The sequence below is a fragment of the Brevibacterium siliguriense genome (genome assembly GCF_900105315.1).
Classification (GTDB): domain Bacteria; phylum Actinomycetota; class Actinomycetes; order Actinomycetales; family Brevibacteriaceae; genus Brevibacterium; species Brevibacterium siliguriense.
Genome location: NZ_LT629766.1, coordinates 1,696,186 through 1,722,839 on the forward strand (window position 1 = coordinate 1,696,186; position 26,654 = coordinate 1,722,839).

Here is a 26,654-nt window from a genome sequence, read left to right on the forward strand (position 1 = left end):
TTTCTGTTGGATCGGCTCAGTGACCGACGGTGATGTGAATGGCGGTGGGCACGGTGCGATCGAGGGCCTCAGCGATGGCCGCAGGCAGAGCGGAATCGATGTCCGCCTCGGCGATCGTCACCCCGGCCCCACCCATGGACGCTCCGAGCTTCGCGAAGTCCGGACGGGCGAGCCTGACGGCGAAGGGTTCGATGTCGCGGTCGACCATCTGCCCTTCGATCTCCGCGTAGCCGCCGTTGTCGACGACGACGAAGGGAATGCCCAGTCCCAGCTCGGCCGCGGTCATGAGCTCCTGGATGGAGAACATGGCCGCACCGTCGCCGAGGATGCACACGACCGGACGCGCAGGATCGGCGAGCTTCGCCCCGAGCGCGGCCGGAATGCCGTAGCCCAGGGTTGCGAATCCGGGCATGTAGAGCAGCTGGTCGGGCGTGCTCGCCGTCAGCGCGTGCACCGTGCCGTCGTAGGTGACCTGCGAGGAGTCACCGGAGATGACGACGTTCGATCCGGCACCGTCTTCGACGAGCCGGGTGACCCGGGCTCCGATCGCTTCGAAGTCGAAATCGGTGGCCCAGCTCTCCCTGATCCGGGCGACCCGTTCGGACCCGGATTCCTTCGCCGAGGCGGCGGTGGCCGATTCGGACTCGAGCGCGCTCATGAGCGCGGTGAGGAATTCGCCGGTGTCCGCGCAGGCGAGGATGTCTCCGGGCAGATTCTTGTTCAGCTGGTCGGGGTCGATATCGCAGCGGATGACGGTCTGCCGGGCGGCCTCGTCACGCACACCGATGCGCGTCTGGGCACCGATGACTCCGCCCCACAGATCCGAGTCGGCCAGTTCGGACCCGAGCACGATGAGCACATCGGCGGCCGCGGACTCCGCCTGCACGCTGGGGAAGCGCACGTTCGAACCCAGCGACAGCGGATGGGTCTCGGACACGATGCCCTTGCCGTTGGCCGTCGTCGCCAGGGGAGCGTCGAGGGCCTCGACGAGACGAGCCACCTCGGCGTGGGCTCTTCTGGCACCGCCGCCGGCGATGACCATCGGACGCTTCGCCGAACCGATCGCCTCGGCGGCGCGGGTCACGACATGGTCATCGAGTCCGGGGCGACGGCCCGTGAACGGGACCGGAACGCTGCCGTTCCAGGCTCCCTCGAGAACGTCGAGGGGAACCTCGATGTGCACGGGCCCGGGACGGGCCGAGTCGAACATGGCGAACGCCTCGGCGACGGCCTGTGCGGCGCCTTCGGCGGTGCGAGTGCGCTGGGAGGACACGAGCAGACGTCCCACCGCTCCGGAGGAGTCCTTCGTCTCGTGCAGCATTCCGACGTCGGCGCGCTCGAACCCGGTGGGCACACCGGGGGAGAGGATGAGCATCGGGCGGGATTCGGCATAGGCGGTTGCGGCGGCGGTGAGGACATTCGTCAGCCCCGGCCCCGAGGTCGTGATGACGACCCCGGGTTTGCCGGAGACGAGGAAGTACCCGTCGGCACCGTAGCCGGCTCCCTGCTCGTGACGAGGAGTCACGGCGCGGATCCCGAACTCAGGCAGATGCCGATAGAACTCGAGATTGTGTGTGCCGGGGATGCCGAAGATCGTATCGACACCGTGGGCGGCGAGGGTCGCCACCACAGCACGACCGCCGTTGCGGACAATGAGTTCGGTGCTCATTCAGATACCCAGGGCACTGCCGGACGGGCCGGAGGGCGCCGTGATTCCGTTGTTCTCCGCCGCCCACAGGGACAGAATCTCGTAGCCGACATGGGCGGCGGCGAGTCCGGTGACCTCGGCATGGTCGTAGGCGGGGGCGACCTCGACGATCTCGCCGCCGACGACGTTGAGGCCCTGGAGCCCACGGATCGAATTGAGCAGCTCGCGGCTGGTCATCCCGCCGGCCTCGGGGGTGCCGGTGCCGGGAGCGGCCGCGGGATCGAGGACGTCGATGTCGACGGAGATGTAGACCGGGGCATCGCCGAGGCGCTTGCGCATGCGGGCGACGACGTCGGCGACCGAGGTGAATTGGTATTCGTCGCTGCGGATGATCTGGAAGCCGAGCACCTCGTCGTCCTCGAGGTCCTTCTGTCCGTAGAGGGGACCGCGGATGCCGATGTGCATCGACGAGGTCATATCGATCAGCCCCTCTTCGCTGGCGCGACGGAAAGGCGTGCCGTGCGTGTAGGGGGCACCGAAATAGGTGTCCCAGGTATCGAGGTGAGCGTCGAAGTGGAGGACGGCGATCTTCCCGTGCGTCTTGTGCAGGGAACGCAGGTTCGGCAGGGCCAGGGTGTGGTCTCCGCCGAGAGTGAGCAGCTTGGCTCCGTCGGCGCGCAGGGCGTCTGCGTTGGCTTCGACGGTGGTGATCGCCTCTTCGATGTCGAAGGGATTGACGCCGAGGTCACCGCAGTCGGCGACCTGCTGCCAGCTGAACGGGTGGACGTTCGTCGCCTGGTTGTAGGGGCGCAGCAGCTTCGAGGACTGGCGGATGTGAGCGGGTCCGAAGCGGGCGCCGGGACGATAGCTGACACCGGCGTCGAAGGGGATGCCGATGACCTTGACGTCGATCTTCTCACCGGGACGCTCGGCTTCGACTTCATCGATGCGCGGCAGCAGTCCGAACGTCGGGGGTCCTGCGTAGCGGGGTGTCTTGCTGTAGTCGGCTGGGCCGAGCGGCTGAGACGTCACTGGCTTGCTCCTTCGTCGTTGCGGCTGACCCGACCCGGACGGGCCGGAGGCTGTTTGCCCAGCCTAGGACGTGGCTCACACAACACCGATATCCAAATGGGACTATTTGGAACCACCGCTATACAAGATGGATAGAATCGGGTGCATGGTCACCTTGGAACAGATCTGGTCACGCACAGAACTCGCGCTCGAGGTCATCGTCGATTCGGCCACCGCAGCGGAACAGAATGTCACGATCGTCCACTCCTCTGAGCTGCCGGAGGTCGACGAATGGCTGGCCGGCGGTGAGGTGCTGCTGACGATCGGGGTCGGTCAGGACCTCAGCGGGGAGACGGTCAGGGACTATGTGCGGCGGCTCAAGGCCGTCGGCGTTCATGCACTCGGCATCGGTCTGGGCTCCGACCTGCCGTGGCAGCAGGTCCCACCGGGGCTCGTCGCCGCCGCAGAAGAGGCGGGTCTGGCGCTGTTCGGGGTCCCCGAGCCCGTTCCGTTCGTCGCCGTCGTCGATGCCTTCACCCGGATGCGTGAGGCCGAGACCAACAGAGAGCTGACCCGGGCGAGCAGTGCCGCTCGCCGTTTCGCGACCGCGTTGGCCGCACGGGGGCCCGCGGCTCTCGTGACCGACCTGGCGGAGACGCTGAAGGCGCCGGTCCGGTTCGTCTCGCCCACCGGCAGAGCGCTGAGCGGAGAGGATGCCGAGGACGACGTGCGTTCGGCGCTCATCGAGGAATCGGCGAAACCGACTGCGGGGCCCCGCCTGATCCGCACGGTCTCGCGGATCGTCGAGGCCGTACCGATAGGGGGTGACCGTCCGCTCGGATGGATCCTCACTCCCGCCGAGGTGGCAGGATCTCCGAAGACGCGTGCCCTGCTGCTGTCGACCGCCTCGGCGCTGTTGGCGATGTCGCTGGCAGATCTGCCCGTTCCATCTGGTCGGGCGCTGCTCTTCGAGGCTGATCTGAGCGAAGACGAAGCGCGCGGGGAGTGGACACGGGCGACAGGGCTGGCGCCGGTGGCGACGGTGGGGATGCGCATCTTCGGGGGAGTCCGCGGGGACCTCGCCGAACGCCTCATCTCCGACATCGTCGGCGGGAGTCTGCATACTCGCACCGGTTCGCTCCTCGGGGTCATCGGCGCGCGAGAGCGGGGGCTCGATGCGTTGGTGACGACGGCCGCCGAGGTCGCTGGCCTGGATGAGCTCGCGGAGAAGAGACCGCCCTTGGGGCAGCTCCATCACACGTGGATGCTGTGGCGGACGCAGCACGAATCTGAGGCCTCCGAGGTCAGGGCGCTGCTGTCGGCGGTCGATGAGGAGGCCGCCGACCGGTTCGTCGATCGGGTCCTCGGAGAACTCTTCCGGGCACGCGGCGGTCAGGAGCTGTTGGAGACTCTGCGGACCTATATCGCCGAGTCTGGAACACGGGAGCGCATTGCCGCCCAGTTGGGCATCCATCGGCACACGGTGCGGGCGCGGTTGGCGAAGATCGAAACGCTGCTCGGCCGCGACCTCTCCCGCGCCGAGACGCTGCAGGCGGTGTCGTTGGCTCTCGAGCTCGCCGAAATCTAGGTGCACCTCTCGCCGACCGTGCGGCCCGGTGGTCGGCGCGGCTGTGTTCGCTGACTACTTCTCGAAGTGTTCGAAGCGAAAGCGTTCGGCGATCTCAAGCACCCGGGCGAGGGCGTCGTCCTCGCCGATGCTGATGCGCACACCGTCACCGAGGTTGCGCACCGCCACAGCCTGTTCGACGCATGCATCTTCGAAGGCATCCGATTTCTCCCCGAGCGGCAGCCAGACATAGTTCGCCTGTGCTTCGGGCACATCCCAGCCCTGTTCCCGCAGTGCAGCTGCGAAGGTGTCACGAGTCTGCCCGATGCGGGCTGCCCGGTCGAGCACTTCGTCCCAGTGTTTGAGGGATTCGAGAGCGGCGGCCTGGCTGAGGTCGGTGACGCCGAAGGGGATGACGGCCTTGAGGAGGCCCTCGATGACGGGCGGGTGGGCGACGGCGTAGCCTACGCGCAGCCCGGCGAGTCCGTGCGCCTTGGAGAAGGTGCGGAGCAGAACGAGGTTCGGGTAGTCCCGAACGAGGCTGAGTCCATCGGCTCGACCGGGTGCTGTGGCGAACTCCCAGTACGCTTCGTCGAGAGCGACGAGGACGTGGGACGGCACCTTGTCGAGGAAGGTGCGGACTTCGTCATCGCGCAGCACCGGACCGGTCGGGTTGTTCGGGGAGCAGAGGATGATGAAGCTTGTGCGATCGGTGATCGCCTCAGCCATGGCGTCGAGGTCGTGGCGGCCGTCTGCCGTCAGCGGCACCTCGTGGCGGGTGGAGCCGACGAGTCCGGTGGTCTGTGGATACATCTCGAACGACGGCCACGGATAGATCGCCTCGGTAGTGGTGTCCGAAGTGATCTGAGTCAGAGCGACAAGCAGTTCGCTGGCACCGGTGGTGACGATGAGCTGATCCAGCCCGACACCGAGGCGGTCGGACAGTCCCTGACGCAGGGCCAGTGCCGCATCGTCGGGGTAGAGGGCGGGGTTCGTCGCATGAGCGACCATGGCGTCGAGGACGGCCGGAAGCGGAGGCAGAAAGTTCTCATTCGAGGAGAGCTTGAATGGCTCCAGGCCCTCTACCTGACGAGGAGGTTTGCCCGGAATATAGGGCGGGAACGTCTCCAGAGCGCCTCGCAGTCTCGGCGAAGCTGCACAGGCGCCAGATACCGAAGCGGAAGAGGGGACAGAATCTGAGGCGGCGGAGTCGTTCATGGACTCATGATGCCACAGGCGATCACCGCCGCCGCCACCCGCCGGTGGGATCAGGTCCCAGCTCGGTCGATCACCAGGGCTTCTCCGGAGTCGACCGGCCTCCGTCGCCGCCGGGGCCCTGCTGACGCTGGTGCCGTTCGGAGTCCTCGCGGCGCTTCTCCAGCTCGTCACGCTTCTTCTCTCGTTCGGACTTGCCTGAGGAATCGTCCGGCTTCTCCTCCTCGCCGGACTCCTTGCCGTCGTCTCCCGAGGACTTCTTGTCCTCGGAATCCTGGTCCTGCGACTCTTTGTCATCGGACTCGCTGTCGTCGGTGCCGTCCTCCTTGGTTTTCTCACCCTGCTTCTTGTCCTCGACGCGCTCCTTGGCCTGGCTGCTCTTCTGCTTCTCTTCGCTCTTCTTCGGCTGGCATTCCTCGGGCGCGTCCTCAAGGGTCTTCAGCGAACGGTCGTAGAGTTCCTGCGACTGGTCGGGATCCTGTGAAGCGATCTGATCTGCCTGCTTCTCATAGACATAGGACAGATTGATCCGCACCGCGCATTCTGCCGAGGTCGGAGCGATCTCCAATGCGGATTCGAGATCGGTCTGGGCAGCATCGAAATCGCCGACGGCCGCCTCGGCGGTGCCGCGATTGAAGTAGCCGATATGGCGTTGGAACGGGCTGACCCGAAGGAACGCCGACGCCGCCTTCTTCGCACCGGGGAAGTCATTCGAGGTGTATCGGACCTGGGAGGCGGTTCCGAAGTACGTGGCCATCGCGATATAGCCGAACAGCAGAGCGAAGACGGTGCCGAGGATGAGGTTGATCTTCGTGATCCGGCGCAGCCGTGACCACAGGGTCTTCACACGGTTCATCGCGGACCTCCCTGGTGGGGCATGCCCTGCTGAGGCACTGGCTGGTAGGGAACCGGACCACCGGGACCGGCTGGACCACCGGGACCGTACGGTCCGGGCGGGCCGCCTCGGCGAGGGCGCTTCGGGATGATCGCCTTGAGGCGAAGGTATTCGCGGACGCCGAAGACGAGTTCCACGGCGATCCACGCGAAGACGAGGATGAGCGGGACCCAATAGTATTCGTCGACGGTGACCCGGCCGTCCTTCTTCACCAGAGCCTGATCATATTTCGGAGCGGTGTAGACGCTGGAGATCGCGCCCTTTCCGTTGCGGTGGTGATAGTCGACGCCGAGGTCCGATGCGATCGTGCGCAGGTTGCCTTCGTCGATCTTCGAGATCCCCGGATTGCCGTCGCGGTCCTGGATGTATTCGGGCGGTGCCTGATCGTCATCGGGATCATCGGGGTCGCCGATTCCCGGGGCATTGCCGGGATTTCCGACACCGGACCCGTAGCCGAACGGCTGGCTGTCGCGCATCTTCCCACCCTGTTCGGTGCCGTATCCGAAGACGGCTCCGCTGTCCAAGCGCGAGGCGAAAGACGACCATGATTCCGGGGATTCCGACACGGTCTGCTCACCGTCGCCGAAGTAGAACACGACGTTCTTGTTCTCCGGGCGATCCTCATCGTTCGAGGTCATCCGCTTATCGAGCTCCTCACCGGCCTCGGTGATCGATGATCCCCGGGAGTTCATGGACGACTCGGGTTCGAGGACGTCGACGGCGGAGGCGAAGGCGGCGTGATCGGTCGTCAGCGGCATCACGGTGGCTGCGGTCGAGGCGAAGGTGATGATGCTCAGCCGGGTGCCGGGGAAGGCATCGGCGAGCTCGAGCATGTCCTCTTTGACCCCCTCGAGGCGCGTCTTGTCCCCGTCGAAGTCCTCGGCGGCCATCGACGTCGTGACGTCGACGACGAAGTACACATCGGCTCGTGCCTCGTACTCTTCGGTCGAGGATTTGATGGGGACGCCGGGGCGTGCCAGAGCGAGCGCGAGCAGGGCGACGACACCCAGGCGGGCAAACCACTTCCAGCGTGCTCCGTCGCCGCGGATGGCCGGGATGATGCACACAGTGAGCAAGGCGAGGACGATGAAGCCCCAGCCGAACCAGGTGAAGACGGGATCGAAGATCATGATTTCGTCCTCCAAGCCAGCACGAACACACCGGCGAGGCCGAAGACGGCGATTCCGAGCGGAATCACCGGCATATCGTGGACGACCGTGTACGACCGTCCTGGGGTGTTCGCCGCTTCCTGACTCTGGATCTCCTCGACGATGCGGTCGATCGTCGAGGCCGAGCCCATGTCGAACTGTTCGCCTCCGGTGCGGTCGGACACGGAACGCAGCTCCTTCGTCTGGGTGGTCGTCAGCACCGAGGGCGGGGAGAGGCTGTAGACGCGGACCTTCGCGTCGACGGCGATATCGGCGGCCTCATTGAGTTCGAACAGCGGCTCTCCGGCGAGCATATTGTCCGTGGCGAAGATGATCGACCGGGATCGGTCCTCGTCCTGACGGTCGAAGTTGTCGACGCAGCTCACGAGCCCGTCGCCGATGAGTGAGGATCCGCCGATGTTCGGCGGCGAGGTCGACCATGAGTAGTCGGTGCCCTCGGCGCCCCAGGTGCGGAATCCCTCCTCGGCTTCGGCGAGGTAGTTCTGGACCATGCCGTAGTCGTCGGTGAGTGGGAACGCTGAGACCGCGGTGGCGTTGAACACAGTCAAGCCGATGCGTTCGCCGTCGAAGCGGTCGACGAGCTCCTGATAGGACTCGAGCAGATCGGCATCGTAGCCGAGCATCGACCCGGATACGTCGAGACAGAGCATGACGTCGCGCATCTTCCGCTCCGGGTTGACGGTCTCGACCCAGGCCGGACGGGCGATTCCCGCCAGAGCGGACAGCCCGGTGAGAACGACGACCCCGAGGAGGGCGACCGTGGTCACCAACCGTCTGCGCATGGCTCTGCGGAAGCTCGGCAGGTTCGTCATCCGTCCGCTGTGAGCCACGGCCAGCGAGGACTCCGTCGACTTCGGACGGCGGAACCAGAACACAGCGGCCGCGGCGAGGACCAGCAGGATGAGTGCCAGCCACCAGAACATCAGGACCATCGCGCCACCAACTTCCGAGCTTCGGCGATCTGCGGCTGCAGACCGGCCGGTTCGGTTTCGGCGAACTCCGCTTCATAGAGGCCGAGCAGGCAGTCGGCGAGGTCGTCGAGACCGGCGACGGTCGCATCACGGTACGTCAGATGTTCGGCTTTGACTCCCCACGCATCATGAGCGAACTCGCGCACGATCGTCGCCAGCTGCTGTGCCGATTCGCGCACGTCCGCGGCATCGGTGCTCAATCCCTTCTCCACCGCGCTGATGCGGGAGAAGTAGGTGCTGCGCACAGGTATCGGGATGCGCGGTCCCGCCGATCCGGTGGCCCCGGCCGCGGCACGGAAGAGCGGGGCGAAGAAGTTCCCGAGCGTCAGCAGCAGCACGAAGCAGGCTGCCACGTACCACGCCGGTGAGACCTCCAGCGGCCCGATGAGCTCAGCGGGGCCCACGACGGTGCCTCAGCAGAAGGGTGTGCAGCCGTTCGAGGGCCGACTTCGGATGATCGATGTCGATGTGGGCGATCCCCAGTTTGGCGAGAAGGTCGATGCGCTGTTGACGGCGGGCCGCCTCGGCGAGGGCGAACTCGTGTCTGACCTCGGGCTTCGTCATCACCGAGGTCGGCAGTCCGTGTTCGGGACGGGCGACGTCGAAGGGCGCCGAGGCGGCCGGGAGCCCTGCGAGGTCCGCGTCGGTGATCGTGATCCACAGGACCTCGTGTTGGGCGCGCAGCCGTCGGATCGTCGCTTCGGCCTCTGGGCCCAGGGGAGCCTGGTCGGAGATGACGACCAACAGCATCCGATGGTTGATATGGCTGGTGATCCACTGCAGCTGGGTGTTGATCGACCCGGGGGAATTGCTGCCGGATTCTGCGAGGATCTGCTGCAGGAGGTGCTCGAGGTGGGCTTCGCTGCCTTTCCGCGGAGAGGCGGTGGTGTGGTCGGCGTGTCCGTGGATGAGCATGACGTCGTCGGCGTGGCGGACGGCGAGGTAGCCGACCATCCCGGCCATGAGGATGGCCAGATGGCGTTTGTCTGCTCCGGCGGAGGTGACGGCGTCGAAGTTCCTGGAAGTGTCGACGACCAGGCCGAGAATGTGCCGGCGGTGGGCGACATAGCGTTTGACCAGAGGCTCGGTGTGTCGGGCCGTGGCTTTCCAATCGATGTCGCGGATCTCGTCACCGGGGATGTAGTCGCGCAGATCATCGAAGTCGAGGCTGTGGCCGTGGAAGACCGAGGAGTAGTCGCCGTCGAGGAGGCGCCGGGTCCGCCTGTGGGCGTGGATGGTCATCCGCGCCTTGATGCGATTGAGCAGGACAGTCATCGGTATCGCCGATCAGGGGGTGGGCACGGCCATGAGGAGGGCATCGACGATCTGGGTGCTCGTGATGTTCTCGGCGGCGGCTTCGAAGTTGAGCTGGATGCGGTGTGCCAGCACGCGGTGGGCGAGGTCCTTGATGTCTTCGGGATGACGTAGTTGCGGCCGCGGATCATTGCCAGCGCCCGGCCGGCGTTCGTGAACGCGATGGAGGCACGCGGGCTGGCCCCGTATTCGATGAACGGGGCGAAACGGCCGAGGTACTTCGTAGTATTGCGGGTGGCATGGACGAGCTCGACGAGGTATCGGGTGATGGCGGGATCGATGTAGACGGTGCCGGCGTAGCGCTGCATGGTCACGACATCGTCGAGAGTGCAGGCCGGATCGGGCACCGAGTCCTTGTCGAAGACCCCGGAGTCGAGACGGGAGAGGATCTCGACCTCTTCGCCGGGGTTCGGATGGGTGAGCAGATCCTTGATCATGAACCGGTCGAGCTGGGCCTCGGGCAACTGGTAGGTGCCCTCCTGCTCGATCGGGTTCTGAGTGGCCATGACGAGGAAGGGGCGGGGGAGTTCGAAGCGTTTGCCGCCGATCGTCGTCTGCTTCTCCTGCATGGCCTCAAGCATCGCCGACTGGGTCTTCGCCGATGACCGGTTGATCTCGTCGAGGAGGACGATGTTCGCATGCACGGGACCGAGCACGGTGTTGAACGAGCCTTCGTGCGCGTTGTAGATCTGCGAGCCGATGATGTCGGCCGGCAGCAGATCCGGGGTGCACTGGATGCGGGAGAACCTTCCGTCCACTGCATTGGCCAGAGCGGCAGCCGCCGTGGTCTTCGCCAGTCCAGGCACGCTCTCCAACAGCAGGTGACCGCTTGAAAGGAGCCCGATGAGCAGGGATTCGCGCAGCCGCTGCTGCCCGACGACGAAATGGTCGAGATAGGACTCCAGGGCCTTGAGGATCGTCTGCGCATGTGCGATCTCCTGCGTGTTCGCCGGTGCCGTTGCCGTCATGGTCCCTCAGTCTCTCGGTGTCACTGGTGTCTCGGTGCCGCTGCGGTCTTTCGACCTCGCAGTGCGGTGTGTCTCTGTGGTCTCCAGCATATTGGCTGGCACTGACGCGGAACAGCCGAGAACGTTGCAGTGCTGACACACTTGAGCGCGGCGTCCCGCTGAGTCCGTTCTCCACCCTCCGTTCACGACGGGGCCACCTCATGTCAGGACCGGGCTGTAGCGTCGATGGGACCGATGACGGATTGGGAGGAGGTGCTGTGACGCTCGCCTCCGCCTCGACGTGATCGGCACCGCATGCTGTGGTTCGGAACCGTCGGTCGAGGGTTCCGCGACATGCCCACAGGCAAAAATTTTTCCTGTGGACAGAGGTGGAAAACGTCTGCGGAGAACGGACCGAGAATCGGCCTGAAAGCCGCTGATGCCAGCGTCCGCGCAGGTGATGGAACTACACGAGTGTCGTTCACAGCCTGTGGACGATTGTGGACGGTGAGGACACAGGGTGTGGAACCTTCAAATGACACTGGTGTAACACTGGATATAGGGGTAAGGTCTAACCCGAACACAACATCTAGTGGTCACCCCTGAGCCTGCGCGCCGTGATTTTCATCATGATCGGGCAGTTGACGGGACACGGTCACAGCCATCAGAATGCCGAACTGCACAGCAGAATGAAGGAGTCGTCATGATCACCGTGTACACCAAGCCAGCTTGCGTCCAGTGCAACGCCACCTACCGTGCTCTCGACGCCAAGGGCCTGAAGTACAAGTCGGTCGATCTCAGCGTCGACGAGAACGCCCTCGACGTCGTCAAGGCCATGGGCTACATGCAGGCTCCCGTCGTCGTCACCGACAACGATCACTGGTCGGGCTTCCGTCCGGACAAGATCGCCACCCTGACCGGCGAACAGTCTGCGTCCGTCGTGGCCTGACAATGCTGCTGGTCTACTTCTCTGCCAACTCCGAGTACACGCACCGCTTCGTCGCGAAGCTGCGGCACCCGGCAGTGCGGCTGCCGACGTTGACCAAGGAGCCGACGCTGCGAGTGGACGAGCCATTCGTCCTCGTCACCCCCACCTATGGGGCCGGTCGCAATCGCGGGGCCGTTCCCAAACAAGTCATCAAATTCCTCAATGTCGAAGACAACCGACGCCATCTGATCGGTGTCATCGGCGCCGGAAACACGAACTTCGGCGAGGACTTCTGCCGCGCGGCCTTCAAAGTCGCGGCGAAGTGTCAAGTACCCCTCATGTATCGAGTCGAACTCCTGGGCACTCAGGAGGATGTCGACGCTGTTAACCAAGGATTGGACAAACTGTGCGCGAGCTCGCTGAAGACCGCAATGTAGAGGACATCATCCGCGAAGAGACGGATCTGGATTACCACGCGCTCAACGCGATGCTGAACCTGTACGACGAGGACGGCAGGATCCAGTTCGAACGTGACAAGCAGGCAGCCCGGCAGTACTTCCTGCAGCACGTGAACAACAACACCGTCTTCTTCCACAACCTCAAGGAGAAGCTCGACTACCTCGTCGAGAAGGACTACTACGAGCCCGAGGTCCTCGAGCAGTACTCCTTCGAGTTCATCGAGCAGCTGTCGACGCGCGCCTACGATCAGAAGTTCCGCTTCCAGACCTTCCTCGGCGCCTTCAAGTTCTACACCTCCTACACGCTGAAGACCTTCGATGGAAAGCGCTACCTCGAACGCTTCGAGGACCGCGTCGTCATGGTCGCTCTCTTCCTGGCGCGCGGCGACGAGACGCTGGCCACCCAGCTCGTTGACGAGATCATCTCCGGTCGCTTCCAGCCGGCCACCCCGACGTTCCTCAACGCCGGAAAGAGGCAGCGCGGTGAACTCGTCTCCTGCTTCCTGCTGCGCATCGAAGACAATATGGAGTCGATCGGCCGTTCCATCAACTCCGCTCTGCAGCTGTCCAAGCGCGGCGGTGGTGTGGCCTTCGCGCTGACGAACATCCGCGAGTCCGGCGCCCCGATCAAGAAGATCGAGAACCAGTCCTCCGGCGTCATCCCCGTCATGAAGCTGCTCGAAGACTCGTTCTCCTACGCCAACCAGCTCGGAGCCCGCCAGGGTGCCGGTGCCGTGTACCTGCACGCCCACCACCCCGACATCTACAACTTCCTCGACACCAAGCGCGAGAACGCCGATGAGAAGATCCGGATCAAGACCCTGTCCCTGGGCGTCGTGATCCCGGACATCACCTTCGAACTGGCCAAGCGCAACGAGGACATGTACCTCTTCAGCCCCTACGACGTTGAGCGTGTCTACGGTGTGCCCTTCTCCGACATCAATGTCACCGAGAAGTACACGGAGATGGTCGACAATGCCGCGATCAAGAAGAAGAAGATCAACGCGCGTGAGTTCTTCCAGACTCTGGCAGAGATCCAGTTCGAGTCCGGTTACCCGTACGTGATGTTCGAGGACACCGTCAACAAGGCGAACCCGATCGACGGCAAGATCATCATGTCCAATCTGTGCTCGGAGATCCTCCAGGTCTCCGAACCCAGCAAATACGACGATGATCTCGGCTATGACGTCGTCGGCAAGGACATCTCCTGCAACCTCGGTTCGCTCAACATCGCCCTGACGATGGACTCGAGCAACTTCGGCCAGACCATCGAGACCGCGATCCGCGGACTCACTGCCGTCGCCGAGACCTCGAACATCCAGTCCGTGCCTTCGATCGCACGCGGCAACGACATGTCGCACGCCATCGGCCTGGGACAGATGAACCTCCACGGCTACCTGGCTCGGGAGCACATCTACTACGGCTCCGATGAGGGCCTGGACTTCACGAACATGTACTTCTACACCGTTGCCTACCACTGCGTGCGGGCCTCGATGGAGATCGCGAAGGAGCGCGGTGAGACCTTCGCCGGCTTCGAACGGTCGAAGTACGCCACCGGCGAATACTTCGACAAATACACCGATGAGATCTGGCAGCCGCGCACCGCTCGTGTGGCTGAACTGTTCTCCGAGGCGGGCGTGCATCTCCCGACGCAGGACGACTGGCGCGAGCTCAAGGCCCAAGTGGCCGAGCACGGCATCTACAACCAGAACCTCCAGGCCGTGCCGCCGACCGGTTCGATCTCGTACATCAATAACTCGACCTCGTCGATCCACCCGGTGGCCTCGAAGATCGAAATCCGCAAGGAGGGCAAGGTCGGTCGCGTGTACTACCCTGCTCCCTTCATGGACAACGAGAACCTCGAGTACTACCAGGATGCCTACGAGATCGGCTACGAGAAGATCATCGACACGTATGCCGAGGCCACGAAGCACGTGGACCAGGGGCTGTCGCTGACGCTGTTCTTCATGGACACCGCCACCACTCGTGACATCAACAAGGCGCAGATCTACGCCTGGCGCAAGGGAATCAAGACTATCTACTACATTCGGCTCCGGCAGCTCGCTCTGCAGGGCACGGAGGTCGAGGGCTGCGTTTCCTGCATGCTCTGATCAATGGAATCGGCGGACCGATGTGAATCGGTCCGCCGGCTTCGTGTGAGCCACGTGCACCCGTCGGCCTCGCACACATGACTTTCGTCTGCCGCGCAGACACTCCGTACTCACGACGAACAGCACTTTGGGAAGAGAGAAAGCGTTGGAGAATCTGACTCTGGCATCGCATGTGGATGCCATCAACTGGAACCGCGTCGTCGATCCGATCGATGACGAGGTCTGGGACCGCCTGACCGGAAACTTCTGGCTGCCGGAGAAGGTCCCGCTGAGCAACGACATCCAGTCGTGGGCGACGCTGACCGATGACGAGAAGACGCTGACGATGCGCGTATTCACCGGTCTGACGCTGCTCGACACGATCCAGGGCACTGTCGGTGCGATCTCGCTCATCCCGGATGCGGTGACCCCGCACGAAGAAGCAGTGCTGACGAACATCGCGTTCATGGAGAGCGTGCATGCGAAGTCGTACTCCTCGATCTTCTCGACTCTGTGCTCGACGAAGGAGATCGATGAGGCCTTCCGCTGGTCGCGTGAGAACAAGTACCTGCAGTCCAAGGCAGACATCATCCTCAGCTACTACCGTGGTGACGATCCGCTCAAGCGCAAGGTCGCTTCGACGCTGCTCGAGTCGTTCCTCTTCTACTCCGGCTTCTACCTGCCCATGTACTGGTCGGCGCACGCCAAACTCACGAACACCGCGGATCTCATCCGTCTGATCATCCGCGATGAGGCCGTGCACGGCTACTACATCGGCTACAAGTACCAGAAGGGTCTGGAGTCGCAGTCCGAGGAGCGCAAGCAGGAGCTCAAGGACTACACCATGAACCTCATGTTCGAGCTCTACGAGAACGAGGTCGCCTACACCCACGACATCTACGATCCGGTGGGTCTGTCGGAGGACTGCAAGATGTTCCTCCACTACAACGCCAACAAGGCGCTGATGAACCTCGGCTACGAGGCGATGTTCCCCAAGGAGGTCACGAAGGTCAATCCTGCGATCCTCGCGGCGCTCTCACCCGGCAGCGACGAGAATCACGACTTCTTCTCCGGATCGGGTTCGTCCTACGTCATCGGCAAGGCCGAGAACACCGAAGACGACGACTGGGACTTCTGAGTCCTCGTCCCACACACACCGAAACGGCCCATTCGAGCACATACGCTCGGGTGGGCCTTTCGTCTTGATGAGCGGAGACGAGGCGACGCCGGGACTGGCTCAGCCGTGAACGACAGACGCCCACCCGCTGCGTAAAACCCGGCAGCAAGTGGGCGTCTGTCAATCAGTCCGGATCAGGCCGACCCTATGTGGCCGTGCTGATCCCTGCAGATCATGGTGACCGATGTTGGGTCAGGCGGCGGCCAGCGGCGTGATCTCACGCAGCGAGGTGCCGGTGAACAGCACGATACGGCCGGTCGCATCTTCGATCGTGATCTCGCCAGGAGCCTGACGACAGATCCGGGGATCGATCATTCCTGCGTGGGCGAGTCCGCGCTGGACCCACTGTGGGAACTCAGACATGGTTCCCTCCTTTCTTCAATTGTGAATAGCAGGCAACGACGCACGCTATTCTTCAGGTTCTCAATACGGCGATTGGGTGATCGCCATGGGGATCTGCGATTCGAAGAGACACAGTGTCCGGAACATTCATCTGCAAAGTCGAACCACGATCGGGGCCTACGACTTCAAAAGCTTGTCGTCAGGAGCAACGCAACGATCGGTTCGATGAATGCGGACAACTTCGAACGCAAGAAACAATCATAACGCGTCAATGCTCGAGTTGTCCATTCGACGTCAGAGATCGCGACTTGTGTTCGCGAATGCCTCCCCGACACCTGCGCCGACTCGCTCGCCGAGGCGACCCTGGAGCTCGGTTATCGTCGTCCCTGCATGCGTGCTCGCAGTCGCAACCACAGGACCACGGTGAGGACGAACAGCACGACTCCGCCGGCCAGGAGACCGAGCGCGAGTGGATTCTCCAGTGCCACACCGACGGACTGGGTCGCCATCGACGATTCCGACTCGTCTGAGTCCTGAGCTCTCACCGCTCCACTGGAATCCGGTTCGGCACCGCCGGCATCACTCGAGCTTCCGGTGGTGGTGAGATCCGCCTCGGCGGTGGCCTGTACCCCTACGGGGACGGTCTGCAGCGATTTCGGGTCCTTCTGGGCGAATTCCCATTCGAGCAGGTCCTTGGCGACTTGGCGGGAATTGTTGTCGATGCCGAGCATCGTCGCGACCACGCGGTGCCCATCGCGTTCGGCCACGGCCACATAGGAGCCCTTCGCGGCCCGGGTGAACCCGTTCTTCAGGCCCAGCCCGCCATCGACCTGGCCGACGATCTTCGTGTGGTTCTGGATCTCGTAGCCTTTGAATTTCTCTTTCGTCTGCGGGTTCTTCCCGCCCGGGAACTTGAACGTCTCCGTCCCGATGACTTTCATCAGGTAATCGTCCTCGCACACCGCCCACGCGAGCTTCATGAGGTCCTCAGCGGTCGTGTACTGGCCTTTCGCATCCAGCCCCGAAGTGTTCTTCGCCTGCGTGTTCGACATGCCCAGCTCCGCAGCCTTCTCATTCATCAGCTTCACTGCCTTGGCCTGCCCGCCTGCTGCGCGACCGAGAGCATTCGCCGCATCATTGGCGCTCGACATCAGCATCGCGTGGAAGAGCAGATCGATGGAGTACTTGTTCGTCTGCATGAGACCGACCTTCGTCCCATCGACTTGCATGTCCTCGAACTCGGCGGTCACCTTCTTCTTCTTGTCATCGAACTCGTCGACCAGTGCCAGAGCCGTGAGCAGCTTGATCGTCGACGCCGGAGCGTGGCGCTTCTCGACGTTCTTCGCCACATGCAGCTCGCCGGAGTCGAGGTCGCCCACGAGCCAGGAGGTGCCCGTCGGCTTCGGTGGCTTGGCCCCATCGCCGAGGTCGTCGGGACTCACGTACGCCGGTGCCGTCGACTCCGCCGGTTGAGGCACCGCCTGCGCGGCAGCGGGGGAGTGGACGAGCTGGGCGGCGAGCATGAGCATTGCGGCAGCCATGCCGATGACACTCAGGTGCAGAGTCCGAGGTGAGGAAGCGGTCGAGCGGGTGAAACGCATGCGCACCAGTCTACTTTCGCCCCCATCGGCTCGTCCTCAGGTTTTCCTCACTGGGACGAACCAGCACCGAGGCGACCCCGACCACCCACCGAAGCGGACCCGCCGGGTCGGGTCAGTGATTGGCACAGATTCTTCCGGACTGCTCAGGTTCCTCGCTGTGCACTTGAGAGAAATGTGTGCCGCAACCAGGTCGGAACGTCGTCGAGGCGGCACCCCTGCCACCGAGGCGGCCGCTTCCGTGCAATCGGCACAGACGAAAGCGGCCCCGCACCACTCGGTGCGGGGCCGCTGCAGTCTGGCTCAGGCTGACGCGATCAGAACGCGCGCTGGAGGATCGCCTGCTTCACCTCGGCGATGGCCTTGGTGATCTCGATGCCACGAGGGCAGGCCTCGGTGCAGTTGAAGGTGGTGCGGCAGCGCCACACGCCTTCCTTGTCGTTGAGGACCTCGAGGCGCATGTCTCCGCCTTCGTCACGCGAATCGAAGATGAAACGGTGCGCGTTGACGATCGCGGCCGGACCGAAGTACTGGCCGTCGGTCCAGAACACGGGGCACGACGAGGTGCACGCAGCGCAGAGGATGCATTTCGTGGTGTCGTCGAAGGCCGCACGCTGTTCGGCCGACTGCAGACGCTCACGCGTGGGCTCGTGTCCCGAGGTGACGAGGAACGGCATGACCTCGCGGTACGACTGGAAGAAGGGCTCCATGTCGACGATCATGTCCTTCTCGAGCGGAAGGCCCTTGATCGCCTCGACGGTGATCGGTTTGGACGTGTCGAGGTCCTTGAGCAGCGTCTTGCAGGCCAGGCGGTTGCGACCGTTGATGCGCATCGCATCGGAGCCGCAGACGCCGTGGGCGCAGGACCGGCGGAAGGACAGCGAGCCGTCGATCTCCCACTTGATCTTGTGGAGAGCATCAAGCACACGGTCGGTGCCGTACATCGTGACGTTGTATTCCTCCCAGTGCGGCTCTGTGTCGACCTCGGGGTCGAAACGGGCGATCCGGAAGGTGCAGTCGAAGGACGGGATAGTTCCGCCTTCGCCTGACACGTGCGTAGGCAGGTCGATCTTCGACGCTGGCTCTGGGGTGGTATCGGTGCTCATCAGTACTTACGCTCCATCGGCTGGTAACGGGTGACGATGACGGGCTTCGTCTCAAGACGCATGCCCTTGATGCCGTCGGTCTCCGCTTCGGGATCGAGGTAGGTCATCGTGTGGTGCATGAAGTTCTCGTCGTCACGATCCGGGAAGTCCTCGCGGAAGTGTCCTCCACGCGATTCCTTGCGGTGGATGGCGGCGACGGAGATGACCTCGGCGAGCTCGAGCAGGAAGCCGAGCTCGACAGCCTCGAGCAGATCGAGGTTGTAGCGCTTGCCGCGGTCCTGGATGCCCACGTTGTTGTAGCGCTCGCGCAGCTTGGCGATCTCGTCGAGAGCCTCACGCAGAGTCTCATCTGTGCGGAACACCTGGACGTTGGCATCCATGAGGTCCTGCAGGTCCTTGCGGATGGCGGCGATGCGTTCGGTGCCGTCCGAGGTGCGCATCTTCTCGAGCATGTCGACGACCTCGGTCTCCGGGCTCTCGGGGAGCTCGACGACCTCAGCGGTCTTCGCGTATTCAGCAGCGGCGATGCCGGCGCGCTTGCCGAAGACGTTGATGTCGAGCAGCGAGTTCGTGCCCAGGCGGTTCGAGCCGTGCACGGACACGCAGGCAACCTCACCGGCGGCGTAGAGGCCGGGGATGATGTTGTCGTTGTCGGCCAGCACCTCGGCCTTGATGTTCGTCGGGATGCCTCCCATCGCGTAGTGCGCGGTCGGGAAGACCGGCACCGGCTCCGTGTAGGGCTCGACACCGAGGTAGGTGCGAGCGAACTCGGTGATGTCGGGCAGCTTCTCATCGATGTGCGAGGGCTCGAGGTGGGTGAGGTCGAGCAGGACGTAGTCCTTGTTCGGTCCGCAGCCGCGGCCTTCGCGGACTTCGTTGGCCATCGAGCGGGCCACGATGTCACGTGGGGCGAGGTCCTTGATCGTGGGGGCGTAGCGCTCCATGAAGCGCTCACCCTCGGAGTTGCGGAGGATTCCGCCCTCACCACGTGCAGCTTCGGACAGGAGGATGCCCAGGCCGGCGAGGCCTGTGGGGTGGAACTGGAAGAACTCCATGTCCTCCAGCGGAATGCCGCGATTGTAGGCCACAGCCATGCCGTCACCGGTCAGGGTGTGGGCGTTCGAGGTGGTCTTGAAGACCTTGCCGACACCACCGGTGGCGAAGACGACCGACTTGGCCTGGAAGACGTGGATCTCGCCGGTGGCCAGTTCGTAGGACACAACTCCGGCAGGACGCTTGACCCCGTCGACCTCGGTCATGATGAGGTCAAGGACGTAGAACTCGTTGTAGAACTCCACGCCGTGTTTGACGCACTGTTGGTACAGGGTCTGGAGGATCATGTGACCGGTGCGGTCGGCGGCGTAGCAGGAGCGGCGCACGGCGGACTTGCCGTGGTCGCGAGTGTGCCCGCCGAAGCGACGCTGGTCGATCTTGCCCTCGGGGTGCGGTTGAACGGCAGCCCCATCTTCTCGAGGTCGAGGACGGCGTCGATGGCTTCCTTGGCCATCACCTCGGCGGCGTCCTGGTCGACCAGGTAGTCACCGCCCTTGACGGTGTCGAAGGTGTGCCATTCCCAGTTGTCCTCTTCCACGTTCGCCAGTGCGGCGCACATTCCGCCCTGGGCGGCACCGGTGTGCGAACGGGTGGGGTAGAGCTTGGTGAGAACGGCGGTGCGGGCACGCTGGCCCGACTCGATCGCCGCACGCATGCCGGCGCCGCCGGCACCGACGATGACGACGTCGTAATGATGTACCTGCATGTTTCTCCTTTAGGCCTTGCAGAACTCAGCCAGGACCGCGGGGTCCGCTCCGGCCGGGCAGGGATCGAACGTGAAGATGACGAGCGTGCCGAGCACGATGACGATGACCGAGGCGATGTAGAGGATCACCTGGAGGGACATGCGTGTGCCGGGCTTCTCGGAGTAGTCCATGATGATGGTGCGCAGACCGTTGGTGCCGTGCAGCATCGCCAGCCACAGCATGAGCAGATCCCAGATCTGCCAGAACGGGCTGGCCCACTTGCCTGCGACGAAGCCGAAGTCGATGGCCTGGACGCCGTCGCCGGCCCACAGGTTCACGAACAGGTGGCCGAAGATGAGGATGACGAGGACGACACCCGAAATGCGCATGAACAGCCATGCGAACATCTCGAACTTCGAGCGCGTCGACTTGTGCCGGGAGTAGCCGGTCCGCGGAGCCGGAATGGATGTTGTGCTCATGTCAGCCTCCGAAGGTGTGCATCAGCTGGCGGGGAATGAAGGCGATCATGATGATGAGCCACACGATCATGACTCCCCAGAACAGCTTCTTCTGGTTTTTCGGGCCACTCTTCGAGAAATCGACGAGAATGACGCGCAGACCGTTGAACGCATGGAATGCGATAGCGGCGACGAGCGCGATCTCACCGAACGCCATGACTGGTGTCTTATAGGTTCCGATCACTGCGTTGTAGGCCTCGGGCGAGACGCGGACGAGGGCAGTATCGAGCACGTGGACCAGAAGGAAGAAGAAGATTCCGACGCCTGTGACGCGATGCGCGACCCAGGACCACATTCCTTCGTTTCCTCGGTACAGAGTGCCCGTAGACGCTTTGGCCACGGAGCATCCTCCATCTTGAATATTCGGGTGTGTACGTCTAGAAACTACGCCGAAGACCGCTTCCGTGCCAGTCGAGACACGGCTGGGCGTCCCGGATCACAGCGCAACCCTGGCAATTCCCTCAAAACTGGGATTCACCGTCTCACGGAATTTCATTTACATCACAGGCGTGTGCTCTAAATTGTTCTGCTCCCGGTCTGACCTGGACGGCACGGGAACTCAGGCAGACCATCACCGAGGCGGACTCGAGGTGGGGATCTCCCCACCGTAAGCCTGGGGTACAGCTCATCCGACACGGCGGGCAACCTCGGGGAAGGTGTGACCGAACTCTGAGACACTGAAATCGTGAACACGCACTTCCACGCCATCATCCCCGCCGGCGGATCCGGAACGCGACTGTGGCCGCTGTCGCGTCGGGCGACGCCGAAGTTCCTCCACGATGTCCTCGGCCTCGGCCGCAGCCTCATCCAGGCCACCTGGGACCGGGTCGCGCCCATCGTCGGCGAAGACAGAGTCTGGGTGGTCACCGGTGAGAGTCACTTCGATCAGGTCGCCGAGCAGCTTCCGCATATCGCCCACGGCCAGATCATCACCGAACCCTCCCCGAAGGATTCCGCCGCCGCCATCGGACTCGCCGCCATGATCATCGCCCGCGAGGATCCCGACGCCATCGTCGGATCGTTCTCCGCCGACCATTCGATCACGAACGTCGACGAATTCCGTCTCGTCATCGACCAGGCCGTCGCGGCCGCAGAGACCGGGGACATCGTCACGATCGGCATCATGCCCCGCAATCCCGCCACCGCCTACGGCTATATCGAGACCGGTGATCTGCTCGGTCTCGACCGGGCGCCCACTGCCAGGCGGGCACTGGCCTTCGCGGAGAAGCCGGAGGCGAGCACGGCCCGTCAGTACGTGAACTCCGGACACTACCGCTGGAACGCGGGCATGTTCATCGCAAAGGCCTCCTCCCTGCTCGACATCCTCGCCGAGGAGGACCCCGACCTCTACTCCGGACTGGCCCGGATCGCCGAGGCCTGGGACACCCCCGACCACGACGACGTCGTGCGTGCGGTATGGCCCGGACTGGAGAAGCGCGCCATCGACTATGTGGTGGCAGAACCCGCGGCCGCGGCCGGGCGAGTCATCGTCATCCCCGGCGACTTCGGCTGGGACGACGTCGGCGACTTCGATTCGGTGGCCCGACTGCGGCAGCCGGTGCCGGGGGAGCCCCGGGGAGTCATCTCGATCGGCGGGAACACTGATCTGCTCGAAGTCGATGCCTCGGGAGTCGTGTTCTCCGAAGGTCCGCGGACTGTTGCGATCGTCGGACTCGAGGACCTCGTCGTCGTCGACACCGATGACGTCCTGCTCATCACCTCCCGCTCGCATGCTCAGGATGTGAAGAAGGCAGTGTCCGTCGCCGGTGAGCGCGGACTCGACGAACTTCTCTGAGCCTCGGCGAGGCAGGGAAGCACGGCGCGAAGTATGTCGAAATTGGTCGCAATGGGCACATTTATGACATCGAGTGCCTAGCATTGCTTCCAATGTTCGACATCGCCCATCCCCGCCCTCCCCGCACTGAAGGACCCGACGTGATCAGCTCGACAATCGCAGAGATCGGTGCAGAGCTCATCGATTTCCGCCGCGACATCCATGCCCACCCGGAACTGTCCTTCCAGGAGTTCGAGACCACCGAGAAGATCGTCGCCCGGCTCGAAGCCGCCGGTCTCGAGCCGCGGCGACTCGACGGAACCGGGGTCGTCTGCGAGGTCGGCGAAGGACCGGTGGCCGTGGGACTGCGGGCCGATATCGACGCCCTGCCCGTCGATGACCTCATCGATGAGGAATTCCGCTCCACCGTTCCCGGCGTCGCCCATGCCTGCGGCCACGACGTCCATCTGACCGCCCTCATCGGTGCAGGCATCGCCCTGCAGAAGATCCACGAATCACGTCCCGGCGGGCTCGGCGGACGCGTGCGTCTGATCTTCCAACCCGGTGAGGAGGTCACCCCGGGCGGAGCGCTGCGCGTGATCTCGCAAGGCGTCCTCGACGACGTGCCCGAGGTCTACGCCGTCCACTGCGACCCCAACGTCGACATCGGCAAGGTCGGTTCGCGCATCGGCGCCATCACCGCAGCCGGCGACACCGTCATCATCCGCCTCTCCGGCCATGGCGGGCACACCTCCCGTCCGCACTTGACCGAAGATCTCGTCTATGCGCTGGGCAAACTCGCCACCGACCTGCCCTCGACCCTGGGCCGGCTGATCGATCCGAGGCACGCGATCTCTCTGGTGTGGGGCGAGATCAGCGCCGGCCACGCCGCGAACGTCGTCCCCAGCGAGGGCATTCTGCGCGGGACCCTGCGCTGCCTCGACGTCGACGGTTGGAACCAGGTTGCCGAGGTGCTGCCCGAGCTCGTCGATCGCATCGCCGGACCCTACGGAGTCGAGGTCGACCTCGAACACCGCCGAGGCGTCCCACCGGTGGTCAACACCGAAGACCAGGTGACACTTATCGAATCGGCCGTGCGCGGCGAACTCGGCGAGAACTCCGTCCAGCTGACACCGCAGTCGATGGGCGGTGAGGACTTCGCGTGGTATCTCACCCACTGCCCGGGTGCACTCATCAGACTGGGCACCCGCACGCCCGGCGGCATCACCTACGACATCCACCAGGGTGATCTGCTCATCGACGAACGCGCTGTGGAGATCGCCGCCCGAGTGTTCACGGCCACCGCGCTCAAGGTCCTCGACCGCAATCGCTGATTACCCGACGGCAGTGCCGGGCCGATAATCTGGATGCCATGAGTCCGAGCGCCCGCAGCATCTCCCTCGCCGCCTTCGCCGCGGTGGGCACCCTGGTGCTGACCGGCTGCTCCGTCACGGCCCCCGAAGCACTCGAAGAGGAACGGCTGGGGTGTCTCATCTCCGCACCAGCCGGCTTCGACGACCATTCCGCCGGTGCACTCACCCTCGAGGAGGCGGAACTCGCCCGTGGAGCCGGGGTCTTCTCGGGCACCTCGAGCCAGCGGGTTTCGGGTGGGTCGGCCACCTCGGCGGCTTTGGATCGGATGCACCGACACGACTGTGCACTGACCACGGTCATCGGGCCCGGCGGAGCGGACGAACTCGCGGACTTCGCCGCGGCCCACCCCGGTGACCTGTTCCTCGGGGTCGCCAGCGGCACCGACGACCTGCCGAAGAACGTTCTCAGCATGGACTTCGACCTCGTGCCGCCGGCCTTCATCGCCGGCTACACCGCGGCCACGGCCTCAGAGACCGGGAAGGTCGGCGCCGTCGTCTCGCACGGATTCCCGCAGTCCGACCGCATCCTGGCCGCCTTCGACGCGGGCGTCGATCTGTACAACAAGGAGAAGGACGAGGACCTGCCGAAGGCGGAGTCGTACCGGCCCTCCACGGGAGGGGCCGCCTCGGCGAGCGGTTCGCCCCGGGCGATCGACGATACTCGCGATGCGGGGAAGGACTACTTCGAACGATCCTTCGCCTCCGACGTCGACGTGCTCGTCCCATTCGGGTCGGCGGCGGCAATGGGGGTGGTCGCCTCGGCGGATGAGAAGCGGATCGACCTGACCACGGCCACGCAGGGCCCGGAAGTTGACGGGGAGGGACCGAGCCTGCCGAAGGTCGTCTGGTACGGCACCGCGGGCGGATTCTCCAAAACGATCGTGGCCACCGTGGAGCCGAACGTGCGCCGCGGCCTGCGCACGATGTTCCCCGATTGGCCGCAGAGCAAGAACCCCGACGAGGCGGCCCCCGCGCCGAAGACCGGGCCCGAGGAGATCGGCGGCTTCCGCGTCGCCGACCGCCGCTACTGGGGCACTCTCGACAACGGAGGTGTGCGCATCGTCGCCGAGGACGGATTCCTCTCCCGCGTCTCCGACGCCGGGCGCGGAATCACGGACCTCCGGGAACGGATCAAGAGCGGGGAGATCGACCCGGAGAAAGGATGAGGGGCGCGCGTCGCATCGGATAAGCTGAGACGGTGATGAATGTACCCGCCGGCGTCGCATCGGACGACCCCATCCTGCAGCTGCCCAAAGTCTCCCTCCACGATCACCTCGACGGCGGTCTGCGCCCGTCGACGATGATCGAGTTGGCCGACTCGATCGGTCACACCCTGCCCGCCACCGACGCCGAGGCGCTGGGACGGTGGTTCTCCGAATCCGCGAACTCCGGTGACCTCGTCCGCTACCTCGAGACGTTCTCGCACACCGTGGCGGTCATGCAGAGCGAGGACAATCTGCGCCGTGTGGCCAAGGAATGGGTCCTCGATCAGGTGGCCGACGGAGTGTTCTACGCCGAGGCCCGGTGGGCTCCCGAACAGCATCTCGAAGGCGGGCTCGAGCTCGACGCCGTCGTCGAAGCCGTCCAGGACGGTTTGGAGGCCGGTGTCTCCGAGGCTGCAGCCGACGGCAAGTACATCCGCGTCGGACAGCTCATCACGGCCATGCGGCAGGCCGACAATGCGCTGGCGATCGCCGAACTGGCCATCCGTCATCGTGAGAAGGGCGCGGATTCCGGTGTCGTCGGCTTCGACATCGCCGGACCCGAGAACGGCTTCCCGCCGTCAGCGCATCTCTCCGCCTTCAACGCCCTGCACCAGGCATACGTGCCGGTGACGATCCATGCCGGTGAGGCCGCCGGCAAGGAATCCATCCACGAAGCAGTCACCATCTGCCACGCTCAGCGTCTGGGCCATGGTGCGCGCATCGTCGAGGATATGGACATCGTCGACGGTCAGGGCCAGCTCGGCAGTCTCGCCGCCTGGGTCCTCGACCAGCAGATCCCGCTCGAACTGTGCCCGAGCTCCAACCTGCAGACCGACATCGGCGGCACCATCGCCAGCCATCCGATCACGGGGCTCAAGGACCTCGGATTCGCGGTCACCATCAACCCGGACAACCGGCTCATGTCCGGCACATCCGTGTCGCGGGAGATGCGTCTGCTCGTCGACGAGGCCGGTTGGAATCAGACCGATCTCGAATGGGCGACGGTCAACGCCGTGACCGCCGCCTTTCTGCCGCTGGATGTGCGCGAGCGCATGCTCGATGAGATCCTCATCCCCGGATTCGCCCGGGTGACCATTTGAGCTCAGGCAATGACCGGGCGGCAGCACCCGGTGCTTCACCGGAGCCCGAGGGGCACGGAGTTCCGACCCCACGGGCGATGCTGCTGCCCGCAAGCGTCCTCGGCGTTCAGGCGCTGGCCCTGGTCGGGGCGGCGGTGTCGTTCGTCATCACGGCGATCTCCGCGGGTCCGTTGGCGGCCTCGCTGATCGGTCTGGCCGTCATGTTCCTCATCTTCGCGGCCGGTGTCGGCGCCGCGGCCCGTGGAGCCTGGCGTATTCATCGGTGGGCGCGTCCGGCGGCGATCGCCTTCGAGCTGCTCGTCATCGTCTTCGCATTCAGCGTCATCGGCGGTTCCCTGCTGCTGGGCCTGGCCTGCCTCGTCACCGCCATCGCCGTGATCATGGGCTTCTTCCTCCCGCCCGTCGTCGACGCCTACAACCGCGCCCTGACCGACTAGGCTGGCGGACCGCTGAGTAGGCTGCTCGCTGGCGAGCTGGCCTCGCACTGACGTGCCAGCAGGGGCAGGCGT

Annotated in this window: 25 protein-coding genes and 1 pseudogene; 10 read left to right on the top strand and 16 right to left on the bottom strand. The window is 64.3% G+C overall.

All coding sequences use genetic code 11. The features are described from left to right. Positions 1-16: 16 nt before the first annotated feature. Together BLU88_RS07420 and speB are read right to left on the bottom strand one after the other, a co-directional pair. A complete protein-coding gene (locus BLU88_RS07420; RefSeq protein ID WP_092011935.1) occupies positions 17-1,669 on the bottom strand; it encodes a thiamine pyrophosphate-binding protein in 1,653 nt (550 codons plus the stop codon). Beyond that, the gene (gene speB / locus BLU88_RS07425; RefSeq protein ID WP_092011938.1) at positions 1,670-2,680 is read right to left on the bottom strand and encodes an agmatinase; all 1,011 of its coding nucleotides are present in this window, start codon (positions 2,678-2,680) and stop codon (positions 1,670-1,672) included. A gap of 145 nt (positions 2,681-2,825) precedes the next feature. On the opposite strand from speB, the gene BLU88_RS07430 reads away from it, so the two are divergent. Continuing rightward, positions 2,826-4,247 (top strand): PucR family transcriptional regulator, encoded by a 1,422-nt coding sequence (locus BLU88_RS07430; protein ID WP_092011941.1) that lies wholly within the window; start codon positions 2,826-2,828, stop codon positions 4,245-4,247. A gap of 54 nt (positions 4,248-4,301) precedes the next feature. Here BLU88_RS07430 and BLU88_RS07435 read toward each other — a convergent pair whose 3' ends face one another. From BLU88_RS07435 to BLU88_RS07465, 7 genes and pseudogenes are all read right to left on the bottom strand, one after another. Beyond that, the gene (locus BLU88_RS07435) at positions 4,302-5,444 is read right to left on the bottom strand and encodes a histidinol-phosphate transaminase (protein WP_092011944.1); all 1,143 of its coding nucleotides are present in this window, start codon (positions 5,442-5,444) and stop codon (positions 4,302-4,304) included. 70 nt (positions 5,445-5,514) lie between these two features. Next, a complete protein-coding gene (locus BLU88_RS07440) occupies positions 5,515-6,297 on the bottom strand; it encodes a tetratricopeptide repeat protein (protein WP_092011947.1) in 783 nt (260 codons plus the stop codon). Continuing rightward, positions 6,294-7,466: a vWA domain-containing protein gene (locus BLU88_RS07445; RefSeq protein WP_092011950.1), complete on the bottom strand. Its 1,173-nt coding sequence runs from the start codon at positions 7,464-7,466 to the stop codon at positions 6,294-6,296. The genes BLU88_RS07440 and BLU88_RS07445 overlap by 4 nt, the downstream gene beginning before the upstream one ends. Next, on the bottom strand, positions 7,463-8,437 hold the full coding sequence (locus BLU88_RS07450; RefSeq protein ID WP_092011953.1) for a vWA domain-containing protein: 975 nt from the start codon (positions 8,435-8,437) through the stop codon (positions 7,463-7,465). Before BLU88_RS07450 ends, BLU88_RS07445 begins: the two co-directional genes overlap by 4 nt. Beyond that, entirely contained in the window at positions 8,428-8,880 is a 453-nt protein-coding gene (locus BLU88_RS07455; RefSeq protein ID WP_092011956.1) for a hypothetical protein, read from the bottom strand. Before BLU88_RS07455 ends, BLU88_RS07450 begins: the two co-directional genes overlap by 10 nt. Continuing rightward, the gene (locus BLU88_RS07460) at positions 8,867-9,751 is read right to left on the bottom strand and encodes a DUF58 domain-containing protein (RefSeq protein WP_092011959.1); all 885 of its coding nucleotides are present in this window, start codon (positions 9,749-9,751) and stop codon (positions 8,867-8,869) included. Before BLU88_RS07460 ends, BLU88_RS07455 begins: the two co-directional genes overlap by 14 nt. Before the next feature lie 12 nt (positions 9,752-9,763). After that, a pseudogene (locus BLU88_RS07465) lies at positions 9,764-10,758 on the bottom strand (AAA family ATPase). 682 nt (positions 10,759-11,440) lie between these two features. Between BLU88_RS07465 and nrdH the strand changes: the two are divergent. From nrdH to nrdF, 4 genes are all read left to right on the top strand, one after another. Further along, positions 11,441-11,686 carry a glutaredoxin-like protein NrdH gene (nrdH, locus tag BLU88_RS07470; protein ID WP_025778731.1) on the top strand — a complete coding sequence of 82 codons (246 nt, stop codon included), beginning with the start codon at positions 11,441-11,443 and terminating at the stop codon, positions 11,684-11,686. Between the two features lie 2 nt (positions 11,687-11,688). Beyond that, positions 11,689-12,102: a class Ib ribonucleoside-diphosphate reductase assembly flavoprotein NrdI gene (nrdI, locus tag BLU88_RS07475; RefSeq protein WP_092017295.1), complete on the top strand. Its 414-nt coding sequence runs from the start codon at positions 11,689-11,691 to the stop codon at positions 12,100-12,102. Positions 12,103-12,107: 5 nt separating this feature from the next. After that, positions 12,108-14,234, top strand: coding sequence for a class 1b ribonucleoside-diphosphate reductase subunit alpha (nrdE, locus tag BLU88_RS07480; RefSeq protein WP_092017293.1), 2,127 nt, complete (start codon positions 12,108-12,110; stop codon positions 14,232-14,234). 145 nt (positions 14,235-14,379) lie between these two features. Next, the gene (nrdF, locus tag BLU88_RS07485) at positions 14,380-15,351 is read left to right on the top strand and encodes a class 1b ribonucleoside-diphosphate reductase subunit beta (RefSeq protein ID WP_062862062.1); all 972 of its coding nucleotides are present in this window, start codon (positions 14,380-14,382) and stop codon (positions 15,349-15,351) included. 231 nt (positions 15,352-15,582) lie between these two features. On the opposite strand, the gene BLU88_RS18115 is transcribed toward nrdF, so the two are convergent. From BLU88_RS18115 to sdhC, 7 genes are all read right to left on the bottom strand, one after another. Continuing rightward, positions 15,583-15,753 (bottom strand): hypothetical protein, encoded by a 171-nt coding sequence (locus BLU88_RS18115; RefSeq protein WP_157689028.1) that lies wholly within the window; start codon positions 15,751-15,753, stop codon positions 15,583-15,585. A 353-nt stretch (positions 15,754-16,106) separates the two neighbouring features. Then, the gene (locus BLU88_RS07490; protein WP_092011964.1) at positions 16,107-17,333 is read right to left on the bottom strand and encodes a D-alanyl-D-alanine carboxypeptidase family protein; all 1,227 of its coding nucleotides are present in this window, start codon (positions 17,331-17,333) and stop codon (positions 16,107-16,109) included. A gap of 314 nt (positions 17,334-17,647) precedes the next feature. Continuing rightward, positions 17,648-18,436, bottom strand: a complete 789-nt coding sequence (locus BLU88_RS07495; protein WP_092011967.1) for a succinate dehydrogenase iron-sulfur subunit — start codon at positions 18,434-18,436, stop codon at positions 17,648-17,650. Continuing rightward, positions 18,436-19,866 carry an FAD-binding protein gene (locus tag BLU88_RS07500; protein WP_231939719.1) on the bottom strand — a complete coding sequence of 477 codons (1,431 nt, stop codon included), beginning with the start codon at positions 19,864-19,866 and terminating at the stop codon, positions 18,436-18,438. The genes BLU88_RS07495 and BLU88_RS07500 overlap by 1 nt, the downstream gene beginning before the upstream one ends. Then, positions 19,773-20,195 (bottom strand): FAD-binding protein, encoded by a 423-nt coding sequence (locus BLU88_RS18615; protein WP_231939668.1) that lies wholly within the window; start codon positions 20,193-20,195, stop codon positions 19,773-19,775. The genes BLU88_RS07500 and BLU88_RS18615 overlap by 94 nt, the downstream gene beginning before the upstream one ends. A 9-nt stretch (positions 20,196-20,204) precedes the next feature. Continuing rightward, a complete protein-coding gene (locus BLU88_RS07505; protein WP_092011970.1) occupies positions 20,205-20,654 on the bottom strand; it encodes a succinate dehydrogenase hydrophobic membrane anchor subunit in 450 nt (149 codons plus the stop codon). Between the two features lies 1 nt (position 20,655). Next, positions 20,656-21,033 carry a succinate dehydrogenase, cytochrome b556 subunit gene (gene sdhC, locus BLU88_RS07510; protein ID WP_092011973.1) on the bottom strand — a complete coding sequence of 126 codons (378 nt, stop codon included), beginning with the start codon at positions 21,031-21,033 and terminating at the stop codon, positions 20,656-20,658. Between the two features lie 345 nt (positions 21,034-21,378). On the opposite strand from sdhC, the gene BLU88_RS07515 reads away from it, so the two are divergent. The 5 genes from BLU88_RS07515 to BLU88_RS07535 all read left to right on the top strand — a co-directional run bounded on the left by BLU88_RS07515 (position 21,379) and on the right by BLU88_RS07535 (position 26,582). Further along, positions 21,379-22,488: a mannose-1-phosphate guanylyltransferase gene (locus BLU88_RS07515; protein WP_092011977.1), complete on the top strand. Its 1,110-nt coding sequence runs from the start codon at positions 21,379-21,381 to the stop codon at positions 22,486-22,488. Between the two features lie 140 nt (positions 22,489-22,628). Then, entirely contained in the window at positions 22,629-23,801 is a 1,173-nt protein-coding gene (locus tag BLU88_RS07520; protein ID WP_092017297.1) for an amidohydrolase, read from the top strand. Between the two features lie 38 nt (positions 23,802-23,839). Next, the gene (locus BLU88_RS07525) at positions 23,840-25,006 is read left to right on the top strand and encodes a BMP family ABC transporter substrate-binding protein (RefSeq protein WP_092011980.1); all 1,167 of its coding nucleotides are present in this window, start codon (positions 23,840-23,842) and stop codon (positions 25,004-25,006) included. Between the two features lie 35 nt (positions 25,007-25,041). Further along, the gene (locus BLU88_RS07530; protein WP_092011983.1) at positions 25,042-26,145 is read left to right on the top strand and encodes an adenosine deaminase; all 1,104 of its coding nucleotides are present in this window, start codon (positions 25,042-25,044) and stop codon (positions 26,143-26,145) included. Next, positions 26,142-26,582, top strand: coding sequence for a hypothetical protein (locus BLU88_RS07535; RefSeq protein WP_231939669.1), 441 nt, complete (start codon positions 26,142-26,144; stop codon positions 26,580-26,582). The genes BLU88_RS07530 and BLU88_RS07535 overlap by 4 nt, the downstream gene beginning before the upstream one ends. Positions 26,583-26,654: the final 72 nt, after the last annotated feature.

Excerpts from the sequence above, each read along its gene's own strand:
- BLU88_RS07420 (WP_092011935.1), bottom strand. The coding sequence starts at position 1,669 with ATGAGCACCGAACTCATTGTCCGCAACGGCGGTCGTGCTGTGGTGGCG.
- BLU88_RS07430 (WP_092011941.1), top strand. The coding sequence starts at position 2,826 with ATGGTCACCTTGGAACAGATCTGGTCACGCACAGAACTCGCGCTCGAG.
- BLU88_RS07435 (WP_092011944.1), bottom strand. The coding sequence starts at position 5,444 with ATGAACGACTCCGCCGCCTCAGATTCTGTCCCCTCTTCCGCTTCGGTA.
- BLU88_RS07440 (WP_092011947.1), bottom strand. The coding sequence starts at position 6,297 with ATGAACCGTGTGAAGACCCTGTGGTCACGGCTGCGCCGGATCACGAAG.
- BLU88_RS07445 (WP_092011950.1), bottom strand. The coding sequence starts at position 7,466 with ATGATCTTCGATCCCGTCTTCACCTGGTTCGGCTGGGGCTTCATCGTC.
- BLU88_RS07450 (WP_092011953.1), bottom strand. The coding sequence starts at position 8,437 with ATGGTCCTGATGTTCTGGTGGCTGGCACTCATCCTGCTGGTCCTCGCC.
- BLU88_RS07460 (WP_092011959.1), bottom strand. The coding sequence starts at position 9,751 with ATGACTGTCCTGCTCAATCGCATCAAGGCGCGGATGACCATCCACGCC.
- nrdH (WP_025778731.1), top strand. The coding sequence starts at position 11,441 with ATGATCACCGTGTACACCAAGCCAGCTTGCGTCCAGTGCAACGCCACC.
- nrdI (WP_092017295.1), top strand. The coding sequence starts at position 11,689 with ATGCTGCTGGTCTACTTCTCTGCCAACTCCGAGTACACGCACCGCTTC.
- BLU88_RS18115 (WP_157689028.1), bottom strand. The coding sequence starts at position 15,753 with ATGTCTGAGTTCCCACAGTGGGTCCAGCGCGGACTCGCCCACGCAGGA.
- BLU88_RS07490 (WP_092011964.1), bottom strand. The coding sequence starts at position 17,333 with ATGCGTTTCACCCGCTCGACCGCTTCCTCACCTCGGACTCTGCACCTG.
- BLU88_RS07495 (WP_092011967.1), bottom strand. The coding sequence starts at position 18,436 with ATGAGCACCGATACCACCCCAGAGCCAGCGTCGAAGATCGACCTGCCT.
- BLU88_RS18615 (WP_231939668.1), bottom strand. The coding sequence starts at position 20,195 with ATGCAGGTACATCATTACGACGTCGTCATCGTCGGTGCCGGCGGCGCC.
- BLU88_RS07505 (WP_092011970.1), bottom strand. The coding sequence starts at position 20,654 with ATGAGCACAACATCCATTCCGGCTCCGCGGACCGGCTACTCCCGGCAC.
- BLU88_RS07525 (WP_092011980.1), top strand. The coding sequence starts at position 23,840 with ATGAGTCCGAGCGCCCGCAGCATCTCCCTCGCCGCCTTCGCCGCGGTG.
- BLU88_RS07530 (WP_092011983.1), top strand. The coding sequence starts at position 25,042 with ATGAATGTACCCGCCGGCGTCGCATCGGACGACCCCATCCTGCAGCTG.